We start from the raw sequence: 23,875 nt of genomic DNA on the forward strand, positions 1-23,875 counted from the left end.
CGGTCTGGTCTACGCCCGGCGCGAGGGGGTGGCAAGAGCGCGTCCTGTGTCAACTCGACGATCGTGACCACGTCGTGACCGGGCGTCACGTGCTGCGCAGCCTGCGGGCGGTCGGTGGCTGGTCGCGCAGTTCCCCGCGCCCCTGGGGGGTTTCCGTCACGGTCGCTGGAAGTGCTCCGCCGCCGCTGCGGGCTGGCTGCCGCCTTGGCTGTGGGCGGTCGTGTGGCGGCGGGCGGCTGGGGCGCAGGCTGTCGGTGCCGGGTGCGGGCGGTCGGTGGCTGGTCAGCGCAGTTCCCCGCGCCCCTGGGGGGTTTCCGTCACGGTCGCTGGAAGGGGCCCCGCGCGACGGCACCCGGTCGGGGCCGTGAGCGAGACCCGGTGCCGTGCGCCACGGCACCGTTGCCGTCCCCCAGGGGGAATGGAACGCCCTCGTCCTACAACAGCGACGGCACCCGGGGTGACGCGACCTGGCGGGCCGCCCGGTCGAGGGCGCTGGCGAGGAGGGCCAGGTCCGTCGGCCCGTTGCCGAGCTCCCGCACCTGCCGCCGGGCCGGCGGGTCACCCATCCGGTGCCACTCCACCGGCACCACCGTCGGCCGCAGCGTCGCCGTACGCGGAATACGCCCCGTCACCCGGCCGCCCTGGAACTCCGTCCCCCGCCCGTCCGGGCGGACCAGCCGGCCACGCCCCGGCGCGGGATCGTCCGGCCCTCGCCCCACGACCGGCGCGTCCAGCGCGACCCGCAGCGACGCCTGCCTCACCGGCTCGGTCTGCGCCGTCCGGGGACAGGGCGCGGTCGCCGTGACCAGGTGCACCCCGAGCCGCTCACCGTCCCGAGCCACCGCCTCCAGCGCCCGCATCACCGACCCCGCGGCCGGCCTGCCGGGCGCGCCGAGCGCGGGGGAGACCAGCTGGTCGAGGTCGTCCACGACCACCACCAGCCGGGGCAGCGCCGGCGCGGCCTGCGTCTTGCGCCGGTCCGCGCCGGGACGCAGCCGCACGGTCGCGCTGGGCGGGCTGTCCAGGTCGCCGTTCGCGGCCGTGCGCTGGGCGACCATCCGGTCCGCCAGCTCCCGCCCGGTGTGCCACTCGGCGAAGTCCGAACGCCCCAGCAGCTCCGCCCGCCGCTTCAGCTCGGCGCTCAGGGACTGCGCGAACTCCCGCATCCGCACCGGGTCGTCGGCGCTCAGGTGGGTGGAGACGTGCGGCACGTCCGTGCACACCCGCAGGCCCTCGCCGGCCCCGGAACCGGTGACCGGGCCGCCGCGCCCGTCGACCAGGACGATGCCCAGCCGGTCGGGCCGCTCGGCCGCGGCCAGTGACGCGACGACCGCGCGCAGCAGCTCCGTACGGCCGCTGCCGGACGGGCCCTCGACCAGCAGGTGGGGTCCGTCGGCGGTGAGATCGGCGGTGACCGGGCCACGCGGGCCGGCGCCGAGGACGGCGGTGGCGCGTCCGCCGAGCGCACCGGGGTCGTCGGCCGCGTCCGCCCAGCGGGCCATGAGCGACGCCGGGGTGGCACGGGCCAGGCCCAGTTCGTCGAGGAGCCGCGCCGACGGGGGCAGCGGCGCCGACACGCGCGGGTGCGGTCCGGCCGCGGGACCGTCGGGCCGCAGCGGCGCGAGCGCCCGCGCGAACCGCTCGGCCCAGGCCGCGGACACCGCGTCCACGGTGGCCAGGGTGCCGTGTCCGACCGGGCCGGGCGGGGAGCCGTCACCGGTCCTGGCCACCCGCAGCAGCCGGAGCGCGGTCGCCACGTCCCCGCTGAGCAGGGCGACCGCTCCGCAGTCACGGAACGCGGGTGCCACCGCGCAGGCCGCCTCGTACGTCTCCGTCACCGGGGACGCGGGCGAGGCGGCGGGCGTCTCGGCGAGGCACAGCAGATGGACGCCGGCGCGCGGCCCCTCCACCGCCAGCCGCGCCAGGGCGTCCCGCACGTCGGCGCCGCCGGGGTCGCCGTCCACCACGACCACCGTGTACGGCCCCGCGTCGGCCGGGGCGCCCGCGTGGTCGTGGTCGGCGAGGCGGCGCAGCAGTTCGTCGGCGCGGGCCGCGGCCTGCTCCCGGTCGTGGGCGAGGAGCAGCCGGCAGTCCTGGCCGTGTCCGGGCCGCAGATGCGGCAGCCAGCCCAGCCAGGACCACTCGGCGGTGCGCTCGTCCGACGGACGGGACGGGTCCGCGGCGATCAGGACGATCTCCAGCGTGTCGGGGGAGTGCAGCGCGGCGAGCTGGGCGAGCGCCGCGCGGGCCAGCCCGGAGAGCCGCTCGCGCGGTCCGGCGAGCCCCAGCGCGCCGACCTCGCGCAGTCCCACGGTCACGGGGACGACGGGCAGCAGCCCGGAGCCGTCCGGCGCGGGCCGGTCCGCGGTGCCGAGCCGCACCGCGAGCGCCTCCGGGTGGTCAGGGCCGCGCTCCCACAGCCGGGGGCCGGGGCCGAGCGCGGTCAGCAGCAGGGTGGCCGGGTCCGGCCAGGTCTCGGGCTGCGCGGGGACGGCGGGCGCCGGGGCGTACGCCGTACCCCGCGCCGGGCCGTCGTGGAGGGCGGCGGCGTCGTCGTCCCGCTCGGTCCGCCCGCCGGTGAGCCGCCGCGCCCAGGCGCCGATCCCGCCCCGCTTGCGCGGTCGCGGCGGCTCGGGGACGTCGGTGCCCCGTACGGGGGTGCCCTTGCGGGTGCCGTCGGGGGTGTCGGAGGTCTGCGCGGCGGTGGCGTCGGCGTACCGCCCGTCGCGGGCGTCGCCGGTGGTCCGGCCGGTGGGCCCGGCGGGCGGCGGTCCGGCGGGGTGGGGTCCGGGGTGCGCCGTGGGCGCCTCGTCCCGCGTCTGGCCGTGCGCGGGGCCGGCGTACAGGCCCTGCGCCCGCCCCCGGCCCGCGTGCGTCTCGTCGGCGGGGACGGGCCGGGACACGCGCCGCCCCTGGGGCATCCGGGGCACGTCCCCCTGGGCGGCGATCCGCACGGTGCGCCGCCCCTGGCTCCCTCCGTCGTGCCGCTCGGCCTCCGGCGGGCCGCTCTGCTCCGGCACATGGGAAACGGGGCCCGACGCCGGAGCGCCGGCGTGGGCGGGCGTGGCCGGGTCCGCCGAGCCGTAGGCGTGGTGGGTGGGCGCGCGCGGCCCCTCGGGGGCGCTCCCGGCATCTCGCGGACCCGGCGCTCCCACGGCGTCCCGAGCCGCCCGGGCCGTACGCGGCCCCGGCACCCGTACGTGCCCTTCTCCGTCCGGGGTGGTCGCCGTGCGGGCGGACGGCCCTTCCGCCGGGGTCAGCCGCAGGGCCGACTCGCCGATGCGCAGCAGCGCGCCCGGGGTGAGCCGTACCGGGCGGGGGCCGACGGGGCGGCCGTCCAGCGTGGTGCCGTTGGTGGAGCCGAGGTCGGCGACGGAGACGCGGCCGTCCGCGCCGACCGTCACCGCGCAGTGCAGCCGGGAGACGTCCGGGTCGTCGAGCGGCACGTCGGCGTCGGCCGAGCGGCCTATGCGGATCTCCCCGCCGTGCAGCAGGTGCACCCCGCCCGCGTCGGGCCCGGCGACCACGTGCAGCCGGGTGGGGGTGGCGTCCAGCTCGGGGTGCGGCTCCGGCTCGCCGGGGGCGCCCACCGCCAGCACCGCTCCGTCGATCAGCGGGGGCTCGCCCAGCGTGCAGCGCTGGGCGTCGAGCCGCTGGTCACCGGCGTACAGCACGGGCGCGCCCGAGGAGCCGGCGGAGCCGTCGCCGCCGGAGACCGCCGAGGCGAGCGCGGAGGCGACCGCGGCGAGAGCCGTGCCCGCGGGCGCCGTGACCAGCACGTCGCAGCTCACGGCCCGCTCCTGGACGGGGGAGGAGGGGCCCAGCGGGTCTACGACGGTCAGCCGGATCTGCATCGCCGTCAGCGGTCCCTTCTGCGCGGGCGCCCGCGACACGGGGGACGAAGCCGCCCCGCGGTCCCCCTCCGCGGACTTCCCCCACCGCCACACGCGCACGTACGGCCAGTACTGCCCGCATCCTCGCACCTGTCACCGACAGCGCGCCCGCCTCCGGGCATCAAATGATCTTGATTGGTCGGCTCTGCCCGTAAAAATGCCTGACCAATGACGCGCGGGTGATCGTTCCGCGCCGACTTGAGATCGGTCACGTCCGGCCCGCGGCAACCAACGGACAGAGTCGGGCGTCTTTCCGGCAGACTCCGCACACGCGGAATCCGCGGACAATTCAACGGAGTCGTCGAAACCGTCGAACAGGAACGGGAACCGGTGCGTAGGACCCAGCACGGGGTGACGCAGAAGTCGGCCCGCCGGTATCCCGTGCGGCGGCACTACAGTGGGTCGGAACATTCCGCAGCAGGGTGGACCACGGTGTACGCCAGCCAGCAAGCAGCAGGGAGCGCATGACGTGCGGCCGGTAGGGAGCAAGTACCTGCTCGAGGAGCCGCTCGGACGCGGCGCCACGGGCACCGTCTGGCGCGCGCGCCAGCGGGAGACCGCGGGCGCCGAGGCGGCCGTGCCGGGCCAGCCCGGCGAGACCGTGGCGATCAAGGTCCTCAAGGAGGAGCTGGCGGGCGACGCCGACGTCGTGATGCGCTTCCTGCGCGAGCGCTCCGTCCTGCTGAGGCTCACCCACCCCAACATCGTCCGGGTCCGTGACCTGGTGGTCGAGGGCGAGCTGCTGGCGCTGGTCATGGACCTCGTCGAGGGCCCCGACCTGCACCGCTACCTGCGGGAGCACGGCCCCCTCACCCCCGTCGCCGCGGCCCTGCTGACCGCGCAGATCGCCGACGCGCTCGGGGCCAGCCACGCCGACGGCGTGGTCCACCGCGACCTCAAACCCGCCAACGTCCTGCTCAAGCAGCAGGGCGACGAGCTTCACCCGATGCTCACCGACTTCGGCATCGCGCGCCTCGCCGACTCCCCGGGCCTGACCCGCACCCACGAGTTCGTCGGCACGCCCGCGTACATCGCGCCGGAGTCCGCCGAGGGCCGCCCGCAGACCTCCGCCGTCGACATCTACGGCGCCGGCATCCTGCTGTACGAGCTGGTCACCGGCCGTCCGCCGTTCTCCGGCGGGTCCGCCCTGGAGGTGCTGCACCAGCACCTGAGCGCCGAGCCGCGCCGCCCGTCCACCGTGCCCGACCCGCTGTGGACGGTCATCGAGCGCTGCCTGCGCAAGAACCCCGACGAGCGGCCCAGCGCCGAGAACCTCGCGCGCGGGCTGCGGGTCGTCGCCCAGGGCATCGGCGTGCACGCGAACTCGGCGCAGATCTCCGCCGCGGAGAACGTCGGCGCGCTCCTCGCCCCCGACCCCGCGCCCGCGCGGGTCCCCGGCGAGCCGTCCGCCCATGGAGCCTCCGACCCCACGCAGGTGCTGCCGCAGAACCCGAACGGCGCCTACGACCCAGGCGCCGCCACCACCGTCCTGCCGCACACCGGCCCGTCCGGCGCGGCCGACCCCACGGCCGTGATGCCCCCGGTGCCGCCAGGGCAGCCCGGCGGCCCCGAGGACCCGCACCCCTGGCAGAACCAGCTCCGCGCGGCCCGCGACCGCAACGAGCAGACCCAGGTCCAGTACCTCGACCCCAGCCAGGACCCGCTGCGCCGCCGCCCCCAGCGGCAGGTGGCCCGGCCCCCGCAGCAGCCGCCGCAGCGCCACCCCCAGCAGCAGCCGCAGCCCGGCCCCGGGTACGGCTACCCGCAGCAGCAGCCGCAGCAGTACGCCCCGCCGCCGGAGCGCCAGCGCCGGCAGGCGCCCCAGCCGCCGCAGCGGTACGCGCCCCCGCCGGAGCCGCAGCGCCCCGCACGGGAGCCGCGCCAGCCCCGGCAGCGCAGCGCCAACCCGATGCGGATCCCCGGCCTCGGCTGCCTCAAGGGGTGCCTGTTCACGCTGCTCATCCTGTTCGTGGCGAGCTGGCTGATCTGGGAGCTGAGCCCGCTCCAGGACTGGATCGGCACGGGCAAGGGCTACTGGGAGCAGCTCAGTGACTGGTTCGGCTCGGTCACGGGCTGGATCGAGGACCTGGGCGGCCCCTCCGGCCCGGCGAACTAGACTCGTTTGCCGCTTTGTCGACATCTGGGGGCCGATTTCCGGGTCTCCGGTGAAGGTCACCTGTCCGGACGCGTAGCTTTGGCGACAACACGCGTCGGTAGGAGCAGTCTTGGCACGGAGAATCGGCAGCCGGTACACCGCCCATCAGATCCTCGGGCGGGGCAGCGCCGGCACGGTGTGGCTGGGCGAGGGCCCCGAGGGGCCCGTCGCCATCAAGCTGCTGCGTGAGGATCTCTCCTCGGACCAGGAGCTCGTCGGCCGCTTCGTGCAGGAGCGGACGGCGCTGCTGGGTCTGGAGCATCCGCACGTGGTGTCCGTGCGGGACCTGGTCGTCGACGGCAACGACCTCGCGCTGGTCATGGACCTGGTCCGGGGCACCGACCTGCGCACCCGGCTGGACCGGGAGCGCAGGCTCGCCCCGGAGGCCGCGGTGGCGATCGCCGCGGACGTCGCGGACGGCCTGGCGGCGGCGCACGCGGCTGGCGTCGTCCACCGCGACGTCAAACCGGAGAACGTCCTGCTGGACATGCAGGGCCCGCTCGGCCCCGGCGGCTCGCACCGCGCCCTGCTGACCGACTTCGGCGTGGCGAAACTCATCGACACCCCGCGCCGCACCCGCGCCTCGAAGATCATCGGCACGCCGGACTATCTGGCCCCGGAGATCGTCGAGGGCCTCCCGCCGCGCGCCGCCGTCGACATCTACGCCCTCGCCACGGTCCTCTACGAGCTGCTCGCGGGCTTCACCCCGTTCGGCGGCGGCCACCCGGGCGCGGTGCTGCGCCGGCACGTCACCGAGACGGTGGTGCCGCTGCCGGGCATCCCGGACGAGCTGTGGCAGCTGCTGGTGCAGTGCCTGGCCAAGGCCCCCGCCTCGCGCCTGCGCGCCTCCGAGCTGGCCGCCCGGCTGCGGGAACTGCTCCCGATGCTGGCCGGGATGCCGCCGCTGGACGTGGACGAGCCGGACACCGACCAGGCCGAGGAGGCCGCCGAGGAACTGTCCGGCGCCGCCCCGGCCGCCGGACAGCCGGTACGCCGCCGGGGCGCGGTCCCGCTGGTGCCGGGCGCCCGGCCCTCCGACTCCAACCGCGACACGCACACGTCGATGCGGGTCCCGGCACCGGACGAGCTGGCCGGCGGAGCCCACGGCACGGCCCGCGCCCCCCGGGCGGCCGGCGCCCCCCGCCCCGGCTCGGCCCGCAACAGAGCGGTGACGCGCCGCCGCCGCCTCACGCTGGCGGTGGCGGCGACCCTCCTCGCGGCAGCAGGCGTAGGCACCTGGCTGGCCACGTCGGACGACACCCCACCCCCACCGACCGACATGGAGAACTCGGCCCCGGCCACCCCCTAGCAACGCGGGAGAACAACACCCCCCAGGGGCGCGGGGAACTGCGCGAAGGGGGGTCTGGGGGCGCAGCCCCCAGGGAGGTGAGGGAGACACGCGGCACCTCCCCGGCCCAGGGGAGAGCGACCCCCCTCAGGGGCGCGGGGAACTGCGCGAACGGGGGCCCGGGGGCGCAGCCCCCGGACGAGGGGAGGGAGCCGGGCGCCCCCGCCCGGCATGGCCCACGGCGGGAAGCCGTTACGCTGGAGGGCGTGGCAGTCGTCGACGTATCCGAAGAGCTCAAGTCCCTCTCCTCGACCATGGAGTCGATCGAGGCCGTCCTGGACCTCGACAAGATGAGGGCAGACATCGCCGTGCTCGAGGAGCAGGCGGCCGCGCCGTCCCTCTGGGACAACCCGGACGAGGCGCAGAAGATCACCAGCAAGCTGTCCCACCTCCAGGCGGAGGTCAGGAAGGCCGAGGCCCTGCGCTCGCGGATCGACGATCTCGCCGTGCTCTTCGAGATGGCCGAGGAGGAGGACGACCCGGACACCCGCGCGGAGGCCGAGTCGGAGCTCACCTCGGTCAAGAAGGCACTGGACGAGATGGAGGTCCGCACCCTCCTCAGCGGCGAGTACGACTCCCGTGAGGCGCTGGTCAACATCCGCGCCGAGGCGGGCGGCGTGGACGCCGCCGACTTCGCCGAGAAGCTCCAGCGCATGTACCTGCGCTGGGCCGAGCAGCGCGGCTACAAGACGGAGCTGATCGAGACCTCCTACGCGGAGGAGGCCGGCATCAAGTCGACCACCTTCGCCGTGCAGGCGCCGTACGCCTACGGCACCCTCTCCGTCGAGCAGGGCACGCACCGCCTGGTGCGCATCTCGCCCTTCGACAACCAGGGCCGCCGCCAGACGTCCTTCGCGGGCGTCGAGGTGCTCCCCGTCGTCGAGCAGTCCGACCACGTCGACATCGACGAGTCCGAGCTGCGCATCGACGTCTACCGTTCCTCGGGCCCCGGCGGCCAGGGCGTGAACACCACGGACTCCGCGGTGCGCATCACGCACATCCCCACCGGCATCGTGGTCTCCTGCCAGAACGAGCGGTCGCAGATCCAGAACAAGGCCACCGCGATGAACGTCCTCCAGGCCAAGCTGCTGGAGCGGCGCCGCCAGGAGGAACAGGCCAAGATGGACGCCCTCAAGGGCGACGGCGGCAACTCCTGGGGCAACCAGATGCGTTCGTACGTGCTGCACCCGTACCAGATGGTCAAGGACCTGCGCACGGAGTTCGAGGTGGGCAACCCGGAGGCCGTGTTCAACGGCGAGATCGACGGTTTTCTCGAGGCCGGAATTCGCTGGCGCAAGCAGCGGGAGAAGTAAGGCTCCGCCCGCACACCGATTTGTCGACAAGGCAACTGCCGCTTCCCTAGCGGCAGTTGCCTTGCCGTGTCGGGGATGTCCGGGATTTACATCACACTCACAGCTTCCGTGTCCGGCAAAGCGTGCGGAGCCGGACATCGCGTACGCAACGCCCTTGACGTTCTTTTGGAAAGTGGGAAGGGTGGCGCGTGGCATGCGCATTTCTGGGGCGCATGTGAACCGGGGGGCGTTTCACCACAGTTACCTCCGTTGATCACGGCCCCGGGCGCCGCCTCACTGACGATGAGCTACTGGGGGTAGCAACCACATGACCAAGAAGACGCGGATCCGTGTCGCCCGTATCGCGGCCGGTGCCGTGATAGCGGCCGGCGCCTCGCTCACGGCGGCCGGCGCCGCCTCCGCCCTCGAGATCGGCGTGAGCGCCGAGGCGAACGATGCGGGCCTCGGTCTCGGTGTGAGCCTCGGCGACGAGGACGACCCCACCGAGCCGGAGGAGCCGCCCACCGAGGTTCCGACCACGCCGGAGGAGCCCACCGAGGTTCCGACCACGCCGGAGGAGCCCACCGAGGAGCCCACGACGGAGGAGCCCACCGAGGACCCCACCGAGGAGCCCACCGAGGACCCGACCGAGGACCCGACCGAGGAGCCGACCGAGGAGCCCTCCGAGTCCGCCCCCGGCGGCGGCCTCGACCCCGACGGCGGCGCCTCCCCGCAGGAGGAGGGCTCCTCCTCCCTGACCGACACCGGCGAGGAGGCCCCGGCGGCCTCGGCGCAGGGCAACGGCAAGGAGCTGGCCGAGACCGGTGCCGCCGAGACCACCTTCCTGGTCATCGGCGCCGCCACGATGATCGCCGGCGGTATCGGCTTCCGGGTGCTCCCGCGCCTGATGACCGGCCGCGGCGGCGCCGCCGCCTGACGGTGGCCGCGCGCGTACGCACCGTACGCACGACATGACGCAAGGGCCCGGAGCGCCGCCGCGCTCCGGGCCCTCGCTCCGTCTGTGGGGTCCCTGTCCGTCCTGGTCAGACGGTCTGATGGGCGAGCAGGGCCACCGCCGCCACCAGCACCGCCAGCAGGACGATCAGGGTCATCGGGGTCAGCCCCGCGAAGAAGTTCTCCTGCTGCATCCGCTCGCGGTTCGCACGGCACACGGGGCACCGGCCCTCGCTCACGGGCGCGGCGCAGTTCGCGCACACCAGCCGGTCGTACGTCATGCGCTCGCCCTCCTCGCGCCGATTCCTGGGGTTCAACGCCCACCGCCGTGTGAACGTTCCCCTTCCACTGTGCCAGGTTCCCGCCGGGTGCGCGCCGGGTCCTCCCCAGTCAGGACCCTCCCCGGGGGCGCCCCCGACCCCGGGCAGCCGGCGTCGGCCGGTACAAAGGGCGCATCTCTTCCGCAACCCCCTCCGGTGACTGCGCTCGGCTCCCCGGGTCGCGTAAGGTCACGCTCATCTACCCCCGGCTACCCGTGGTGCATCCGTGATCCGATTCGACAACGTGTCCAAGGTCTACCCCAAGCAGACCCGCCCTGCCCTCCGGGATGTGTCCCTGGAGGTCGAGAAGGGCGAGTTCGTGTTCCTCGTCGGGTCCTCCGGCTCCGGTAAGTCCACCTTCCTGCGGCTCGTCCTCCGCGAGGAGCGGGCCAGCCACGGTCAGGTGCACGTCCTCGGCAAGGATCTCGCCCGCGTCTCCAACTGGAAGGTGCCGCAGATCCGGCGCCAGCTGGGGACCGTGTTCCAGGACTTCCGTCTGCTGCCCAACAAGACGGTCGCCGAGAACGTGGCCTTCGCGCAGGAGGTCATCGGCAAGTCGCGCGGCGAGATCCGCAAGTCCGTGCCGCAGGTGCTCGACCTGGTCGGGCTCGGCGGCAAGGAGGACCGCATGCCGGGCGAGCTGTCCGGCGGCGAGCAGCAGCGCGTCGCCATCGCGCGGGCCTTCGTCAACCGGCCCAAGCTGCTCATCTGCGACGAGCCCACCGGCAACCTCGACCCGCAGACCTCCGTCGGCATCATGAAGCTGCTCGACCGGATCAACCGGACGGGCACCACCGTGGTGATGGCGACGCACGACCAGAACATCGTGGACCAGATGCGCAAGCGCGTCATCGAGCTGGAGAAGGGCCGCCTCGTGCGCGACCAGGCACGCGGCGTCTACGGCTACCAGCACTGACGCTCCACGGAAAGGCTTGATCAGACGCCATGCGCGCCCAGTTCGTCCTGTCGGAGATCGGCGTCGGTCTCCGCCGCAACCTGACGATGACCTTCGCGGTCGTCGTCTCCGTCGCCCTGTCGCTCGCCCTGTTCGGCGGGTCGCTCCTGATGAGCGACCAGGTGAGCACGATGAAGGGCTACTGGTACGACAAGGTCAACGTCTCCATCTTCCTCTGCAACAAGTCCGACGCCGAGTCCGACCCGAACTGCGCCAAGGGCGCGGTGACCGACGACCAGAAGAGCCAGATCAAGGCCGACCTGGAGAAGATGTCGGTCGTCGACACGGTGACGTACGAGTCGCAGGACGAGGCGTACAAGCACTACAAGGAGCAGTTCGGCGACTCGCCGCTGGCCAGCTCCCTCACGCCGGACCAGATGCAGGAGTCGTACCGCATCAAGCTGAAGGACCCGGAGAAGTACCAGGTCATCGCGACCGCCTTCGACGGGCGGGACGGGGTGCAGTCCGTGCAGGACCAGAAGGGCCTGCTGGACAACCTCTTCGGGCTGCTGGAGGGCATGAACATCGCCGCCCTCGCCATGATGGCGCTGATGCTGGTCGTCGCCCTGATGCTGATCGTGAACACCGTCCGGGTGTCCGCGTTCAGCCGCCGGCGCGAGACCGGGATCATGCGCCTGGTGGGCGCCTCCGGCTTCTACATCCAGGCGCCGTTCATCATGGAGGCCGCGGTCGCCGGACTCATCGGCGGCACCCTCGCGTGCGCCTTCCTCCTCCTGGCGCGGTACTTCATCATCGACCACGGACTCGCCCTGTCGGAGAAGCTGAGCCTGATCAACTTCATCGGCTGGGACGCCGTCCTGACGAAGCTTCCGCTCATCCTGGCGACCAGTCTGCTGATGCCGGCGTTGGCCGCGTTCTTCGCGCTGCGCAAGTATCTGAAGGTGTGACTCTTGCCAACGAGGGGCGCGCGGCCAACGGGCCGTGCGCCCCTTTGCGTTGTCCTAGACTCACCGGCATGTCAGGTCGTGACCCGTTCTGTCGGCCCCGCAGCGTTCGCCGCGGCGCCGCCCTGACCCTGGTCTTCGCGAGTGTGCTCGTCGCCGGTGCGGCCACGGGCAGCCTTCCCGGCACCGGCCGCGGGGACGCCGCGGACGGCGCCGCGCAGGCCGCTCCCGTCGGCCACCACGCCGAGGTCGCCCGGGCGGCCGAGGAGGCCGCCGCCCACGGCGCGTCCCCGCTGGAGGCCGCGGAGCGCGCGGTCAGCCGCAGCGGCGACCGCTGGGGCGCCGTCTACTCGCGCGGCGAGTACGAGGAGTTCGAGGCCACCCTGGACGGCGCCTACACCGGCGTCGGCCTGTGGGCCCGTGAGCGGGACGGGCGCATCGAGGTGAGCAGGGTCGGCAGCGGCACCCCCGCCGACGAGGCGGGCATCCGACCGGGCGACCGGCTGCGCAGCGTCGACGGCGAGAAGGTCGACGGCCGGCCCGTCACCGAGGTCGTCTCGTTACTGCGCGGCGACAGGGCGGGCAAGACCGCAGGCAGCACCGTGCGGCTCGGCCTCGAGCGCGGTTCGCGCTCGTGGAGCGAGACCGTCCGGCGCGCCCGGCTCTCCCGGGAGCCGGTCACCGTCCGCTCCCTGGCCTCCGGTGTCACGGTCGTCCAGGTGTCCGCCTTCACCAAGGGATCCGGCGAGCGGGTCGGCGCCGCCGTACGCGAGGCGCCCGAGGGGTCCGGCATCGTCCTCGACCTGCGCGGCAACCCCGGCGGCCTGGTCGCCGAGGCGGTCACCGCGGCCTCCGCCTTCCTCGACGGCGGCCTGGTCGCCACCTACGACGTCGCCGGCGAGCAGCGCGCCCTGCACGCCGAGCCCGGCGGCGACACGAAGAGACCGCTGGTCGCGCTGGTCGACGCGGGGACGATGAGCGCGGCCGAACTCCTCACCGGCGCCCTCCAGGACCGAGGCCGGGCGGTCGTCGTGGGCTCCCGCACCTTCGGCAAGGGATCGGTGCAGATGCCGACCGAGCTGCCCGACGGCTCCGTGGCCGAACTGACCGTCGGTCACTACCGCACCCCCTCCGGCCGCGGCGTCGACGGCCACGGCATCACCCCCGACCTGGAGGCCGGCGGGCAGGCGCTGGAGCGCGCCGAGACGGTCATCAGCGGACTCGGCAGGTGAGCCGCCCCCGGTAATCGCTTCCCCGGGAGCCCCTCCGTAGTGCGAAAATGGGCGGCACTATGGCTAAGGAAAAAGGGCGCAAGCTGATCGCGCAGAACAAGAAGGCGCGCCACGACTACCTCATCATCGACACCTACGAGGCGGGCCTGGTGCTGACCGGCACCGAGGTGAAGTCCCTCCGCCAGGGCCGGGCGTCGCTGGTGGACGGCTTCGTCCAGCTCACCGACCACGAGGCGTGGCTGCACAACGTGCACGTCCCGGAGTACAGCCAGGGCACCTGGACCAACCACAGCGCCCGGCGCAAGCGGAAGCTGCTGCTGCACCGCGAGGAGATCGACAAGCTGGAGGCCAAGTCCCAGGAGACCGGCCACACCATCGTGCCGCTCTCCCTGTACTTCAAGGACGGCCGGGCGAAGGTCGAGATCGCGCTCGCCAAGGGCAAGAAGGAGTACGACAAGCGGCAGACGCTGCGCGAGAAGCAGGACCGGCGCGAGGCCGAGCGGGCGATCTCCGCGGTGCGCAGGAAGCAGCGGGCCTGAGGCCCCCGGGGCCTCGCGGGAATAGGCTGGCATCGACCCGCGTTGGTCACGTACGATGGCTTCGCACCTCACAGAGGGTGCGGGTCACCTCCTCCGGGAGGGTTTGACAACACAACATGGGGATGATCGGTTTCGACAGCGGCTGTCGAAGCAGGGGAAGCGTGTCGAGGAAGCGGCCATGATCTCGTAAACCACAGGCCGAAAAAAATAATCGCCAATTCCAAGCGATCCCTCTCCCAGGGCGAGCTCGCCCTCGCTGCCTGATCTTCAGGTAGCGAGCAGCGGCTCCCCCACTTAAGGGAGTGTCAGCCCGGGGATGTTCCCGACCCGGATCCTGGCATCAGCTAGGGAACTAAACCTTGATCCCGGTCACGGGGTGAAAAGGGAAATCCAACAGTGACTGGGCCCGTCGGAGACTTGTCGGCGTGATCTCCGGGGCCGAGAAAAGCACAGCCGACTGCACACGGAGAAGCCCTGGTTCCTCACCGTTGGACGCGGGTTCGATTCCCGCCATCTCCACTTACCCCATGTGGGCAGCAGGCCCCGTCGCGCGAGCGGCGGGGCCTCTGTCATGCGCGGCCACATGGGCGCACCCCCGGGATGTGGGGGCCGCACCCATATCGGTGGGTGGTTCGCGCTTCTACCTTCGCTCTCCATGACACAGACCAGAGCCGCACTGCGCCCCACCGTGCTGACGGCCCTCCTGGCCGCCCTCCTCTCCGTCCTGCTCGCCCCCGCGCCCGCCTCCGCCGCCTCCCTCCAGGAGGTCACCGGCTTCGGCAGCAACCCCGGCGCCCTGAAGATGTACCGCTACGTCCCCGACGGGCTGCCCGCGGGCCGCCCCGTGGTCGTCGCCCTGCACGGCTGCACCCAGAACGCCGCCGGGTACGCCTCCGGCACCGGCTGGACCACGCTCGCCGACCGCTGGGGCTTCTCCGTGGTGCTGCCGCAGCAGCAGAGCGGCAACAACCTCAGCCAGTGCTTCAACTGGTTCGAGCCCGCCGACACCAGGCGCGGGCAGGGCGAGGCCGCCTCGATCGCCCAGATGGTGGACCGGCAGCTCGCCGACGTCTCCGGCGACCCGTCCCGCGTCTACGTCACCGGGCTGTCCGCGGGCGGCGGGATGACCGCCGTGATGATGGCCACGTACCCGGAGAAGTTCGCCGCGGGCGGGATCGTCGCCGGACTGCCCTACGGCTGCGCGCAGGCCGCCGGAACGGCGTACGTGTGCATGTACGTCGGGGCCACCCAGACGCCTGCGCAGTGGGGCGACCGGGTGCGGGCCGCGCGGCCCGGGTACACCGGGCCCTGGCCGGCGCTCACCGTGTTCCAGGGCACGGCCGACTACACGGTGAAGCCGGTCAACATGACCGCCCTGGTGGACCAGTGGACGAACGTGCACGGCGCCGACCGCACCGCCGACGTCGGCGACACCGTCGCCGGGTACCCGCACCGCGTCTACCGAGGCCCCGGAGGGAACGCGGTCGTGGAGACGTACAGCCTCACCGGGATGGGGCACGGCCAGCCCGTCGACCCGGGCGCCGGGGAAGCGCAGTGCGGGGCGGCCGGGGCGTACTTCCTGGACGTGAACCTGTGCGCCGCGTACCGGCTGGGGAAGGCCTGGCAGCTCGGCTGAGTCTCAGTGCCCGCGCGGCGCCGTGCTCGCCCGCACCGTGAGCCGGGGCGGCAGCAGGGTGGTGCCCGGTACGGCGGCCCCGGACAGCTTCCGTACCAGCAGATGCACCGCGCGGGCGCCCAGCTCGGCGGCCGGCACGGCCACCGAGGTGACCGGGACGCGGGCCGCCGCGGCCACCGGCGCCGGGCAGACGGCGGTGAGCGACAGATCGCCGGGGATCCGCATGCCCAGCTCCTCGAACGCCTCGATCAGGGGGTCGACGAGCGGCTCGTTGTGCACCACCACCCCGGTCAGCGCGGGCAGGTCGCGCAGCAGCCGCTCCACGACCGCGCGGGCCGCGTCCCGGCCGGTGCCGCACGGCAGCACCGCCGAGGCGAGGCCGTGCCGGTCGGCGGCCGCGGTGAACCCCTCCACCAGCCGCCGGGCGAACGCCGTGCGCCGCACGTACACCTCCGGCGGCGAGCCGACCAGCGCCACCGCGCGGTGCCCGAGCTCCGCCAGATGGTCCACGCACAGCTCCCCGGCCGCCCGGAAGTCCAGATCGACGCAGGTCAGGCCGTCCGCCTCGGCGGGCACCCCGATCAGCACGGACGGTGAAGGACAGGAACGCAGCAGCGGCAGTCGCGGGTCCTGCAGCTGCACGTCCGTGACGATCACCCCGTCCGCCAGCCCCGTCTCCGTGACCCGCCCGATGCCCTGGTCGCCCTCGCCCTGGGTGAGCAGCAGCACGTCGTGGTCGCGGGCGCGGGCGGCGGTGACCACCGACACCGCGAACTGGGTGACCACCGGCACATGGATGCCGGGCCGCATCGGCACCGCCAGCGCGAGCACCTTCGACCGGGCGCCGGACCGGGACCGTCCGCCGCCGTCCGCGCGGTAGCCCAGCTCGCGCACCGCGGCCTGCACCCGGCGCCGGGTCGCGTCGGAGATCGGCCGCTTGCCGCTCAGCGCGTACGAGACCGTACTGGGGGAGACGCCGGCCCGCCGGGCCACATCCGTGATCTTCACCATCGGGAGTCCTCGTGGGCACGGTTCGTGGGGGGAGGAAGCGGCCGACGCCCTCGTCGAAGCGCTTCGACGGGTGAAGGTATGTGCGGGATCTGTGGCCGTCAATGGTGCGGACGGTGATCCGTGAAGCGGTTCGACGAGCCGAACGCGAGGAGGGTCCCCGCGACCGCGAAGGCGGTCACCGCCGCCCCGACCGGCACCCCGTACCCGGCGGTGGCCGAAACGTGCTCCACGATCCAGCCGCCGGCCGCGCTGCCGCAGGCGATCCCGCCCAGCAGCCCGGTGACCGCCAGCGTCATGCCCTCGTTCAGCCGCCCCTCTGGGGTGTGCCGCTGCACCAGGGTCATCGTGGTGACCATTGTCGGGGCGGTCGCCATGCCCGCCACCAGCAGCGCCCCCGCCAGGACCAGCAGCGAGCCGGTGAGGGCGGCGGCCAGCAGCGGCAGCGTCATCAGCGCGGTCATCGCGGCCAGGCACCGGACCAGCCGGGACCACGCCGACCCGGCCGGGCGCACCGCCCCGTACAGCAGGCCCGCCACGCAGGAACCCGCCGCCTGGAGCGCCAGCACCGCACCGGCCGCCGTACGGTGCCCCTGCCCGTCCGCGAACGCGATCGTCACGACCTCCATCGAGCCGAACACCCCGCCCGTCGCCAGGCAGACCAGCAGCAGCGGCCGTACGCCCGGCGCGCGCAGCGGGGCCCGCCCGGTGGCGCGGCGGACCGCCGGGGGCTCCGTGGAGCGCTGCGCGGTGAACAGCGCGACGCCCGTCAGCAGCAGCACCGCGCCCGTCAGGGTCCCCGCCTCCGGGAAGAACGTCCCGCACAGCACGGCGGCGAGCACCGGGCCGAGCATGAAGCACAGCTCGTCGGCGGCCTGCTCGAAGGAGTTCGCGGTGTGCAGCGCGTCGGGTCTGCCCTTCAGCAGATGCGCCCAGCGGGCCCGTGACATGCCTCCGGTGTTCGGGGTGGTGGCGGTCGCGGCGTAGGCGGCGAACAGGGTCCAGTCGGGGGCGTCGTGGCGCACGCAGAGCACCAGCGCCAGTGAGCCGAGCACCGCGACCAGCGTGGCCGGCAGTGCGATCCGGGCCTGCCCGTAACGGTCCACAAGACGCGCGGTCCACGGGGCGACCACCGCCGTGGCGGCGAGCCCGGTCGCGGTGACGGCGCCGGCCAGGGCGTAGGACCCGCGGCTGCCGGCGATCATCACGATCGCGCTCAGCGCGAACATCCCCATCGGGAGCCGGGCGAGCAGATTCCCCGCCGTGAAGGCGCGGGCGCCGGGCACGGCGAACAGACGGCGGTACGGGCCCGGCTCGCGCCGGGCGCGGGGAGTGAAGTCGACGGCCACGAGGGTGTCGGCGGTGACGGTGAACAGACGGGTGTCCCCGGAGGTCGGCTGCGGCATGGCCTCACCGTCGCCCCTGGCCGGGCACCCGGTCCAACACCTTCTCCGCACCGATTGACGCACCTGTGTTGTAGGTTCACGGCCATGCCCGCACCCGCCCACGTCGAGCCCCGCCTGCTGCGCGCCTTCGTCACCGTCGCCGAGGAGCTGCACTTCACCCGCGCCGCGGCCCGCCTCCACATCGCCCAGCAGGCGCTCAGCCGGGACGTGCGGCGCCTGGAGCGGGAGCTGGGCTGCGAGCTGTTCGTCCGCAGCACCCGCCGGGTCACGCTCACCGCCGACGGGGAACGCCTGCTGCCGTACGCCCGCGCCGTGCTCCAATCGCAGGACGACCTGCTCGCCGCCGCGGGACAGAGCCGCCCGCTCCTGGTGGACCTCAACTCCCCGGGCCTCGTGACCCACCGCGAGGTGCTGCACCGGGCGCGGGAGCGCGCCCCCGGGCACGAGCTGATGGCCCGCTACGAGAGCGGGCTGACCTGGGCGGCGGGGGAGCTGCTCGCGGGGCGGCTCGACGCGTCGTTCGGCCGGTTCGCGGGGCTCGCCCCGGCCGTGCGGGCCGGGCTCGACCAGCAGCCGGTGCGGTACGAGCCGATGGCGGTCGTGCTGCCCGAGGAACACGCCCTGGCCGGGCTGCCCGAGGTGCCGCTGGCCGCGCTGGCGGGCGAGACCGTCTACGCCGGTGCGGGCAACACCCGCACCGAGGAGTGGACGGACCTGGCGCGGCGGCTGTTCGACGGGCGGGGCATCGCGCTCGCTCCGCCCGCCCCGCTGGCGGTGGGGGAGGAGGAGTTCCAGCGGGTGATGGCACGTACCCGGAACCCGATCCTCGCCGTGGTCGGTTTTCCGCCACTTCCCGGGACCGTGTCGCGCCCCCTGGTCGAGCCGGTCCCCCTCTCACCCGTGTCTCTTGTGTGGCGGAAGGGGATGATCCACCCCGCTCTGACCGAACTGCGCAGGTCGGCGGCCGAAATCGCCGCCGCGCGGGGCTGGCTGCGGCGTCCCGCGGACTCCTGGATCCCCGCAGCCGACACCGATGTGATGGGAGCGCACCCAATGTCTCGCTGCTGACACAAAAGGTCGGCCCGCAAACACACAACCTCCGCGTGCGCTACATTCGATGCCCGAGCACGGTGTGATAAACGGGGCGCTCGGAGCGGGTGGGGGCCCGGTCCGCCGACGGGTGCTCGGGTCGTACGCGCGCCGAAGGTTCCGTTGGGGGGAAGTGCGAGCGCGTGGAGAAGTGGCGAGAAGACGCCCAACCGGGGCGGCCGCAGTCGGCCGACGGCTCCCGGAGGTTCGCGGAAGCGGACGAGGACGCCCGTGAGACACGGGTGCTCCCCCTGGCGGAGAGACCCGCCGAACCCGGTGTGAGAGACGGCGCGGAGAGTTTCCGCGCCGGTTCCGGTTCCGGCTCCCTCGACGAGCGCTGGGCGCGGCTCGGCGTGTTCCCGTCCGGGAACGGCAGGGACGAGGACCGTACACAGGTGCTGCCTCCGACAGGGGGCGACGACAGGACCGACGTCCTGCCCGGAACGGGCGGCCGCCCCGGCGTCTCCGGCCCGTCCGGCGCGCCCCGGCACGGCGGCGAGGACCGTACGCAGGTGCTGCCCGAGGTGGGCGGGATCCCGGGTCCGTCCTCCCGCCCCGGTCCGGCCGGCGGCGTTCGCCCGGGCGACGTACCCGGGCCGTCCGGCGGTCGCGGCGGCTTCGACGCCTTCCGCAAGCCGCCCGCGCCCGCGACACGCAGGACCTCCGACGACGTCTACGACTCCGAGCGCACCACCGCCCTGCGCGTGCCCCGCCCCGCCGCGCCGGCGGCACCGGCCGGGGGGACGGCGGACCCCGCAGCCACCACCCGCATCCCGGCCGTGGACGCCACCGTTCCCGCCGACACCGGCACCGCCGTCCGCGATCCGTGGCAGGAGGACCCCGGCACCGCCGAGGCCACCCACGACCCGCACGAGGTGACGGTCCAGCTCGACGCCGTGCAGATCGGCGCCGGCGGTGTGCTGAGCCGTACACCCGGAGCGGGCGCGGCACCCGAGGCGGCCCCCGTGTTCGTCGACGAGTCGGGCCGCCGCAACCGGCTCTACCGCCGCATCGGCCTGGCCGTCGGCCTCGCCTGCGCCGGCTACGCCGTCGTCATGGTCGCCACCCTGCTGTCCGGCAACTCCGACGCCCCCTGGATGCCCGTCCCGGGCCAGGAGGACAGGCCGGCCGAGCAGGTCGACACCACGCCCCGGCCCTCCGCGACCGACCCCGCGCCCAGCTCCGGCACCAGCCTCGACCCCGGCCTCGGCACGCCCGCCCCGGGCGCCTCCGACCTGCCCGGGCCCGGCGCCTCCGCCCCTGTGGCGGGCGGCTCCGGCGGCACGGCGCGGCAGCAGGACGGGGGAGCCCCGGCGACCACCCCGGCCGGCCGCGCCAGCTCCCAGCCGGCCACAGGAGGCGGCAGCGGGAACGGCGGGACCACCGCGACCGCACCCCCGGCCGGCGGCGGCACCGCCACACAGCCCACGACGCCGACGACCCCGGCCGATCCGCCGTCCTCCGAGACGTCCGACCCCACCGGCGGCGGCGAGGCCGGCGGCACCGACAGCCTTTCCGCTCCCTCCGCCGACCGTCCGGTCGCCGCCGAACCCGCGTCGGGCGCCGACTCCGCCCCCGCCGCCGCACCGTCCCCGGAGAACGTCCTCTGATGGCACCCCCGTCCCACCGCCGCCGGGCGCCCCGCCCGGACCGGCGCGGCGCACTGCGCCGTCGCGTACCGCTGCGTCTGCTGCTGCCGCTGCTGGTCCTGGTCGCCCTCGCCGCCATGCTGATGCTGCGCGGCTACGTGCACAGCGAGATCCTCGCCGACCACCGGGTGCAGGCACCGGCGCCCACCACCGAGGTGCCCAAGGAGATACTCGAGGGCGGCCCGGTGATAGACGCCCGCAACGGCAAGGCCACGACCCTGAGCGTGCCCGACCGGCGTCTCGTGCTCACCTTCGACGACGGCCCCGACCCCACCTGGACGCCGAAGGTGCTCGACGTGCTGAAGAAGCACGACGCGCACGCCGTCTTCTTCGTCACCGGCACCATGGCCTCCCGCTACCCGGACCTCGTCCAGCGCATGGTCGACGAGGGCCACGAGCTGGGCCTGCACACCTTCAACCACCCCGACCTGTCGCTCCAGTCCAAGAAGCGCATCGACTGGGAGCTGTCGCAGAACCAGCTCGCCCTCACCGGCGCGGCCGGCATCCGCACCTCGCTGTTCCGCCCGCCGTACTCGTCCTTCTCCGACGCCATGGACAACGAGTCCTGGCCGGTCACCGAGTACATCGGCAGCCGCGGCTACCTCACCGTCGTCAACAACACCGACAGCGAGGACTGGAAGCGGCCCGGCGTCGACGAGATCATCCGCCGCGCCACCCCGGAGAACGGCAAGGGCGCCATCGTCCTCATGCACGACTCCGGCGGCGACCGCAGCCAGACCGTGACCGCGCTCGACACCTTCCTGCCCGACCTGAAGAAGAAGGGCTACGAGTTCGACAACCTGACCGAGGCCCTGGACGCGCCCAGCGCGCACAGCCCGGTCACCGGACCCGAGCTGTGGAAGGGCAAGGCCTGGATCTTCCTGGTGCAGGCCTCCGAGAGGATCACCGACGTGCTGGTGGTGGGCCTCGCCGTCATCGGCACCCTGGTCATCGCCCGCTTCGTGCTGATGCTGCTGCTGTCCGGCGCCCACGCCCGCCGGGTGCGCCGCACGGACTTCCGCTGGGGCCCGCCGGTCACCGAGCCGGTCACGGTGCTGGTCCCGGCGTACAACGAGGCCAAGTGCATCGAGAACACGGTCAACTCCCTGATGGCCAGCGATCATCCGATCGAGGTGCTGGTCATCGACGACGGGTCCACCGACGGCACCGCCCGCATCGTCGAGGCGATGGGCCTGCCCAACGTCCGGGTCGTCCGCCAGCTCAACGCGGGCAAGCCCGCCGCCCTCAACCGGGGCCTCGCCAACGCCCGCCACGACATCGTCGTGATGATGGACGGCGACACGGTCTTCGAGCCGTCCACGGTCCGTGAGCTCGTGCAGCCCTTCGGCGACCCGAGGGTCGGCGCCGTCGCCGGCAACGCGAAGGTCGGCAACAAGGACAGCCTCATCGGCGCCTGGCAGCACATCGAATACGTGATGGGCTTCAACCTGGACCGCCGGATGTACGACATCCTGCGCTGCATGCCGACCATCCCGGGCGCCGTCGGCGCCTTCCGGAAGTCGGCGCTGGAGCCCATCGGCGGCATGAGCGACGACACGCTCGCCGAGGACACCGACGTCACGATGGCGCTGCACCGCGCCGGCTGGCGCGTGGTCTACGCGGAGAACGCCCGCGCCTGGACCGAGGCCCCGGAGACCGTCCAGCAGCTCTGGTCCCAGCGCTACCGCTGGTCGTACGGCACCATGCAGGCCATCTGGAAGCACCGCCGCGCCCTCGTCGACAAGGGCCCCTCCGGCCGCTTCGGCCGCGTGGGCCTGCCCTTCGTCTCCCTGTTCATGATCGTGGCCCCGCTGCTGGCGCCGCTGATCGACGTCTTCCTGCTGTACGGCCTCGTCTTCGGGCCGACCCAGCAGACCATCCTCGCGTGGCTGGGCGTCCTGGCCATCCAGGCGGTCTGCGCCGCCTACGCGTTCCGTCTGGACAAGGAACGCATGACCCATCTGATCTCGCTGCCGCTGCAGCAGATCCTGTACCGCCAGCTGATGTACGTCGTGCTGCTCCAGTCCTGGATCACGGCGCTCACCGGCGGCCGGCTGCGCTGGCAGAAGCTGCGCCGCACCGGCGTCGTCGGGGCGCCCGTGAACGGGGCCGTGCCGAGCGGCCAGGTGTACAACGACGACCGGAGGCCGGTGGCATGACCCACGGACACCCGTCCGGCGCCGGCCCGGTCCCGGAACCGGCCGCGCCGTACCCGACGCCGTACGGCGGCCACACGGGTCTGGCCCCGCAGCCGGCGTACCCGTTCCCGCAGCAGCACACGACGGAACCGCCGTCCGAGCGGGAGCCCGAGGAGACCCCGGCCGCCCCGAAGAAGCCGGGCCGGGACCGGTACTTCGACCTCCTGCGGGCCGTGGCCCTGTTCCGGGTGGTGCTGTACCACCTGATGGGCTGGGCGTGGCTGCCCGTGGTCTTCCCGTCCATGGGCGTGATGTTCGCCCTCGCCGGCAACCTCATGGCGCGCTCCCTGAAGCGGCCGGCCGTCCAGGTCGTGCGGAGCCGGATGCGCCGCCTGCTGCCGCCGCTGTGGCTGATGGGCGCGATCGGCGTGACGGCCATGGTGCTGCAGGGGTGGGGACCCGACGCGGACGGGCACCCGGGCTGGTGGTGGTTCCACCTCGTCTACTGGGTCCTGCCGCTGAGCGACCCGCCTTACGGCGAAGGGCTCCCCGGTGTACACGGCATCCTGGCGGAGAACTGGGCCGCCGACTTCGCGGGTCCGCTGTGGTACATCCGCGCGTACCTCTGGTACGTCCTGCTCTCCCCGCTCCTCCTGCGGGCCCTTCGCGCCCTCCCCTGGGTGACGCTCCTGGCTCCGCTCGCGCTGTCGGCCGTGCTCCACTTCGGTTACCTCGAACTCCCCGGCGAGCGCTTCCCGTCGGCCCTCACCGACTTCAGCACCTTCGGCGCCTGCTGGATCCTGGGCATGGCCCACCAGGAAGGCATCCTGAAGCGCCTCCCGCGCTACGTCGTGCCCTCGGTGGCGCCGGTGATCGCGGCGCTGGGGCTCTGGTTCGCCTTCAGGGAGGGGTTCAAGACCGGGTACGACCTCGACTCCATCCCCTTCGCCCAGGCCGTGTGGTCCTTCGCGACCGTGCTCCTGCTCCTGCACCTGAGCCCTTCGTGGACCGACTGGCCGAGTTGGCTGCGCCGCTGGGACAAGCTGATCACGCTGCTGAACTCGCGGGCCGTGACGATCTACCTGTGGCACAACGTCTGCATCGTCGTCGCCGCCACGCTCTGGGACCAGCTGTGGGGCTTCGACGTGATGTACGAGAACGTCCCCTGGCTGCTGGAGAGTTCGTGGCCGGTGCTGGCCCTGACCTGGGTGCTGATCGGCAGCTGCGTCGTCTGGTTCGGGTGGATGGAGGACGTGGCGGCGAAGCGCAGGCCGCAGCTGTGGCCGGACGGCAGCGAGAGCAAGCGTCCCCGGCCGGCCGGGCGGGGACGCCGCCGCTGACGTGCCGGGCCGCCCC

General features: G+C 73.7%; 17 protein-coding genes and 1 other RNA gene. 14 read left to right on the forward strand and 4 right to left on the reverse strand.

Translation table 11 applies throughout. The features are described from left to right. Positions 1-434 precede the first annotated feature (434 nt). Positions 435-3,854 carry an FHA domain-containing protein gene (locus ELQ39_RS19630; RefSeq protein ID WP_242593103.1) on the reverse strand — a complete coding sequence of 1,140 codons (3,420 nt, stop codon included), beginning with the start codon at positions 3,852-3,854 and terminating at the stop codon, positions 435-437. Between the two features lie 508 nt (positions 3,855-4,362). On the opposite strand from ELQ39_RS19630, the gene ELQ39_RS19635 reads away from it, so the two are divergent. From ELQ39_RS19635 to ELQ39_RS19650, 4 genes are all read left to right on the forward strand, one after another. Continuing rightward, on the forward strand, positions 4,363-6,009 hold the full coding sequence (locus ELQ39_RS19635; protein WP_242593106.1) for a serine/threonine-protein kinase: 1,647 nt from the start codon (positions 4,363-4,365) through the stop codon (positions 6,007-6,009). Positions 6,010-6,118: 109 nt separating this feature from the next. Continuing rightward, positions 6,119-7,357 (forward strand): serine/threonine-protein kinase, encoded by a 1,239-nt coding sequence (locus tag ELQ39_RS19640; protein WP_190000884.1) that lies wholly within the window; start codon positions 6,119-6,121, stop codon positions 7,355-7,357. 245 nt (positions 7,358-7,602) lie between these two features. Continuing rightward, entirely contained in the window at positions 7,603-8,709 is a 1,107-nt protein-coding gene (gene prfB / locus ELQ39_RS19645) for a peptide chain release factor 2 (protein WP_242593108.1), read from the forward strand. Between the two features lie 307 nt (positions 8,710-9,016). Continuing rightward, complete coding sequence (locus ELQ39_RS19650) at positions 9,017-9,625, forward strand: hypothetical protein (RefSeq protein ID WP_242593110.1); 609 nt, start codon at positions 9,017-9,019, stop codon at positions 9,623-9,625. Positions 9,626-9,731: 106 nt separating this feature from the next. On the opposite strand, the gene ELQ39_RS19655 is transcribed toward ELQ39_RS19650, so the two are convergent. Further along, on the reverse strand, positions 9,732-9,923 hold the full coding sequence (locus ELQ39_RS19655; protein ID WP_019525816.1) for a hypothetical protein: 192 nt from the start codon (positions 9,921-9,923) through the stop codon (positions 9,732-9,734). Between the two features lie 265 nt (positions 9,924-10,188). Here ELQ39_RS19655 and ftsE point away from each other — a divergent pair, with 265 nt between their 5' ends. From ftsE to ELQ39_RS19685, 6 genes are all read left to right on the forward strand, one after another. Then, a complete protein-coding gene (ftsE, locus tag ELQ39_RS19660) occupies positions 10,189-10,878 on the forward strand; it encodes a cell division ATP-binding protein FtsE (RefSeq protein ID WP_006132401.1) in 690 nt (229 codons plus the stop codon). A gap of 29 nt (positions 10,879-10,907) precedes the next feature. Next, the gene (gene ftsX, locus ELQ39_RS19665; RefSeq protein ID WP_225628676.1) at positions 10,908-11,825 is read left to right on the forward strand and encodes a permease-like cell division protein FtsX; all 918 of its coding nucleotides are present in this window, start codon (positions 10,908-10,910) and stop codon (positions 11,823-11,825) included. 68 nt (positions 11,826-11,893) lie between these two features. Beyond that, positions 11,894-13,054, forward strand: a complete 1,161-nt coding sequence (locus ELQ39_RS19670; protein WP_242593112.1) for a S41 family peptidase — start codon at positions 11,894-11,896, stop codon at positions 13,052-13,054. Between the two features lie 59 nt (positions 13,055-13,113). Next, on the forward strand, positions 13,114-13,593 hold the full coding sequence (gene smpB, locus ELQ39_RS19675) for an SsrA-binding protein SmpB (protein WP_019525820.1): 480 nt from the start codon (positions 13,114-13,116) through the stop codon (positions 13,591-13,593). Positions 13,594-13,711: 118 nt separating this feature from the next. Then, positions 13,712-14,115, forward strand: a transfer-messenger RNA (tmRNA) gene (ssrA, locus tag ELQ39_RS19680). 133 nt (positions 14,116-14,248) lie between these two features. Beyond that, complete coding sequence (locus ELQ39_RS19685; RefSeq protein ID WP_242593114.1) at positions 14,249-15,229, forward strand: extracellular catalytic domain type 1 short-chain-length polyhydroxyalkanoate depolymerase; 981 nt, start codon at positions 14,249-14,251, stop codon at positions 15,227-15,229. Positions 15,230-15,232: 3 nt separating this feature from the next. Here the strand turns inward: ELQ39_RS19685 and ELQ39_RS19690 are convergent, their stop codons facing one another. Both ELQ39_RS19690 and ELQ39_RS19695 read right to left on the reverse strand, forming a co-directional pair. Then, the gene (locus tag ELQ39_RS19690) at positions 15,233-16,240 is read right to left on the reverse strand and encodes a LacI family DNA-binding transcriptional regulator (RefSeq protein WP_242593115.1); all 1,008 of its coding nucleotides are present in this window, start codon (positions 16,238-16,240) and stop codon (positions 15,233-15,235) included. A gap of 98 nt (positions 16,241-16,338) precedes the next feature. After that, positions 16,339-17,643 (reverse strand): MFS transporter, encoded by a 1,305-nt coding sequence (locus ELQ39_RS19695; protein ID WP_242593116.1) that lies wholly within the window; start codon positions 17,641-17,643, stop codon positions 16,339-16,341. An 84-nt stretch (positions 17,644-17,727) separates the two neighbouring features. Here ELQ39_RS19695 and ELQ39_RS19700 point away from each other — a divergent pair, with 84 nt between their 5' ends. From ELQ39_RS19700 to ELQ39_RS19715, 4 genes are all read left to right on the forward strand, one after another. Next, a complete protein-coding gene (locus ELQ39_RS19700; protein WP_242593117.1) occupies positions 17,728-18,711 on the forward strand; it encodes a LysR family transcriptional regulator in 984 nt (327 codons plus the stop codon). A gap of 164 nt (positions 18,712-18,875) precedes the next feature. After that, positions 18,876-20,342, forward strand: coding sequence for a hypothetical protein (locus ELQ39_RS19705; protein WP_242593118.1), 1,467 nt, complete (start codon positions 18,876-18,878; stop codon positions 20,340-20,342). Then, on the forward strand, positions 20,342-22,540 hold the full coding sequence (locus ELQ39_RS19710; protein ID WP_242593119.1) for a polysaccharide deacetylase family protein: 2,199 nt from the start codon (positions 20,342-20,344) through the stop codon (positions 22,538-22,540). The genes ELQ39_RS19705 and ELQ39_RS19710 overlap by 1 nt, the downstream gene beginning before the upstream one ends. Continuing rightward, entirely contained in the window at positions 22,537-23,859 is a 1,323-nt protein-coding gene (locus ELQ39_RS19715) for an acyltransferase family protein (RefSeq protein ID WP_225628681.1), read from the forward strand. The genes ELQ39_RS19710 and ELQ39_RS19715 overlap by 4 nt, the downstream gene beginning before the upstream one ends. Positions 23,860-23,875: the final 16 nt, after the last annotated feature.

The organism is Streptomyces sp. GB4-14 (assembly GCF_022696125.1).
GTDB lineage: Bacteria > Actinomycetota > Actinomycetes > Streptomycetales > Streptomycetaceae > Streptomyces > Streptomyces werraensis.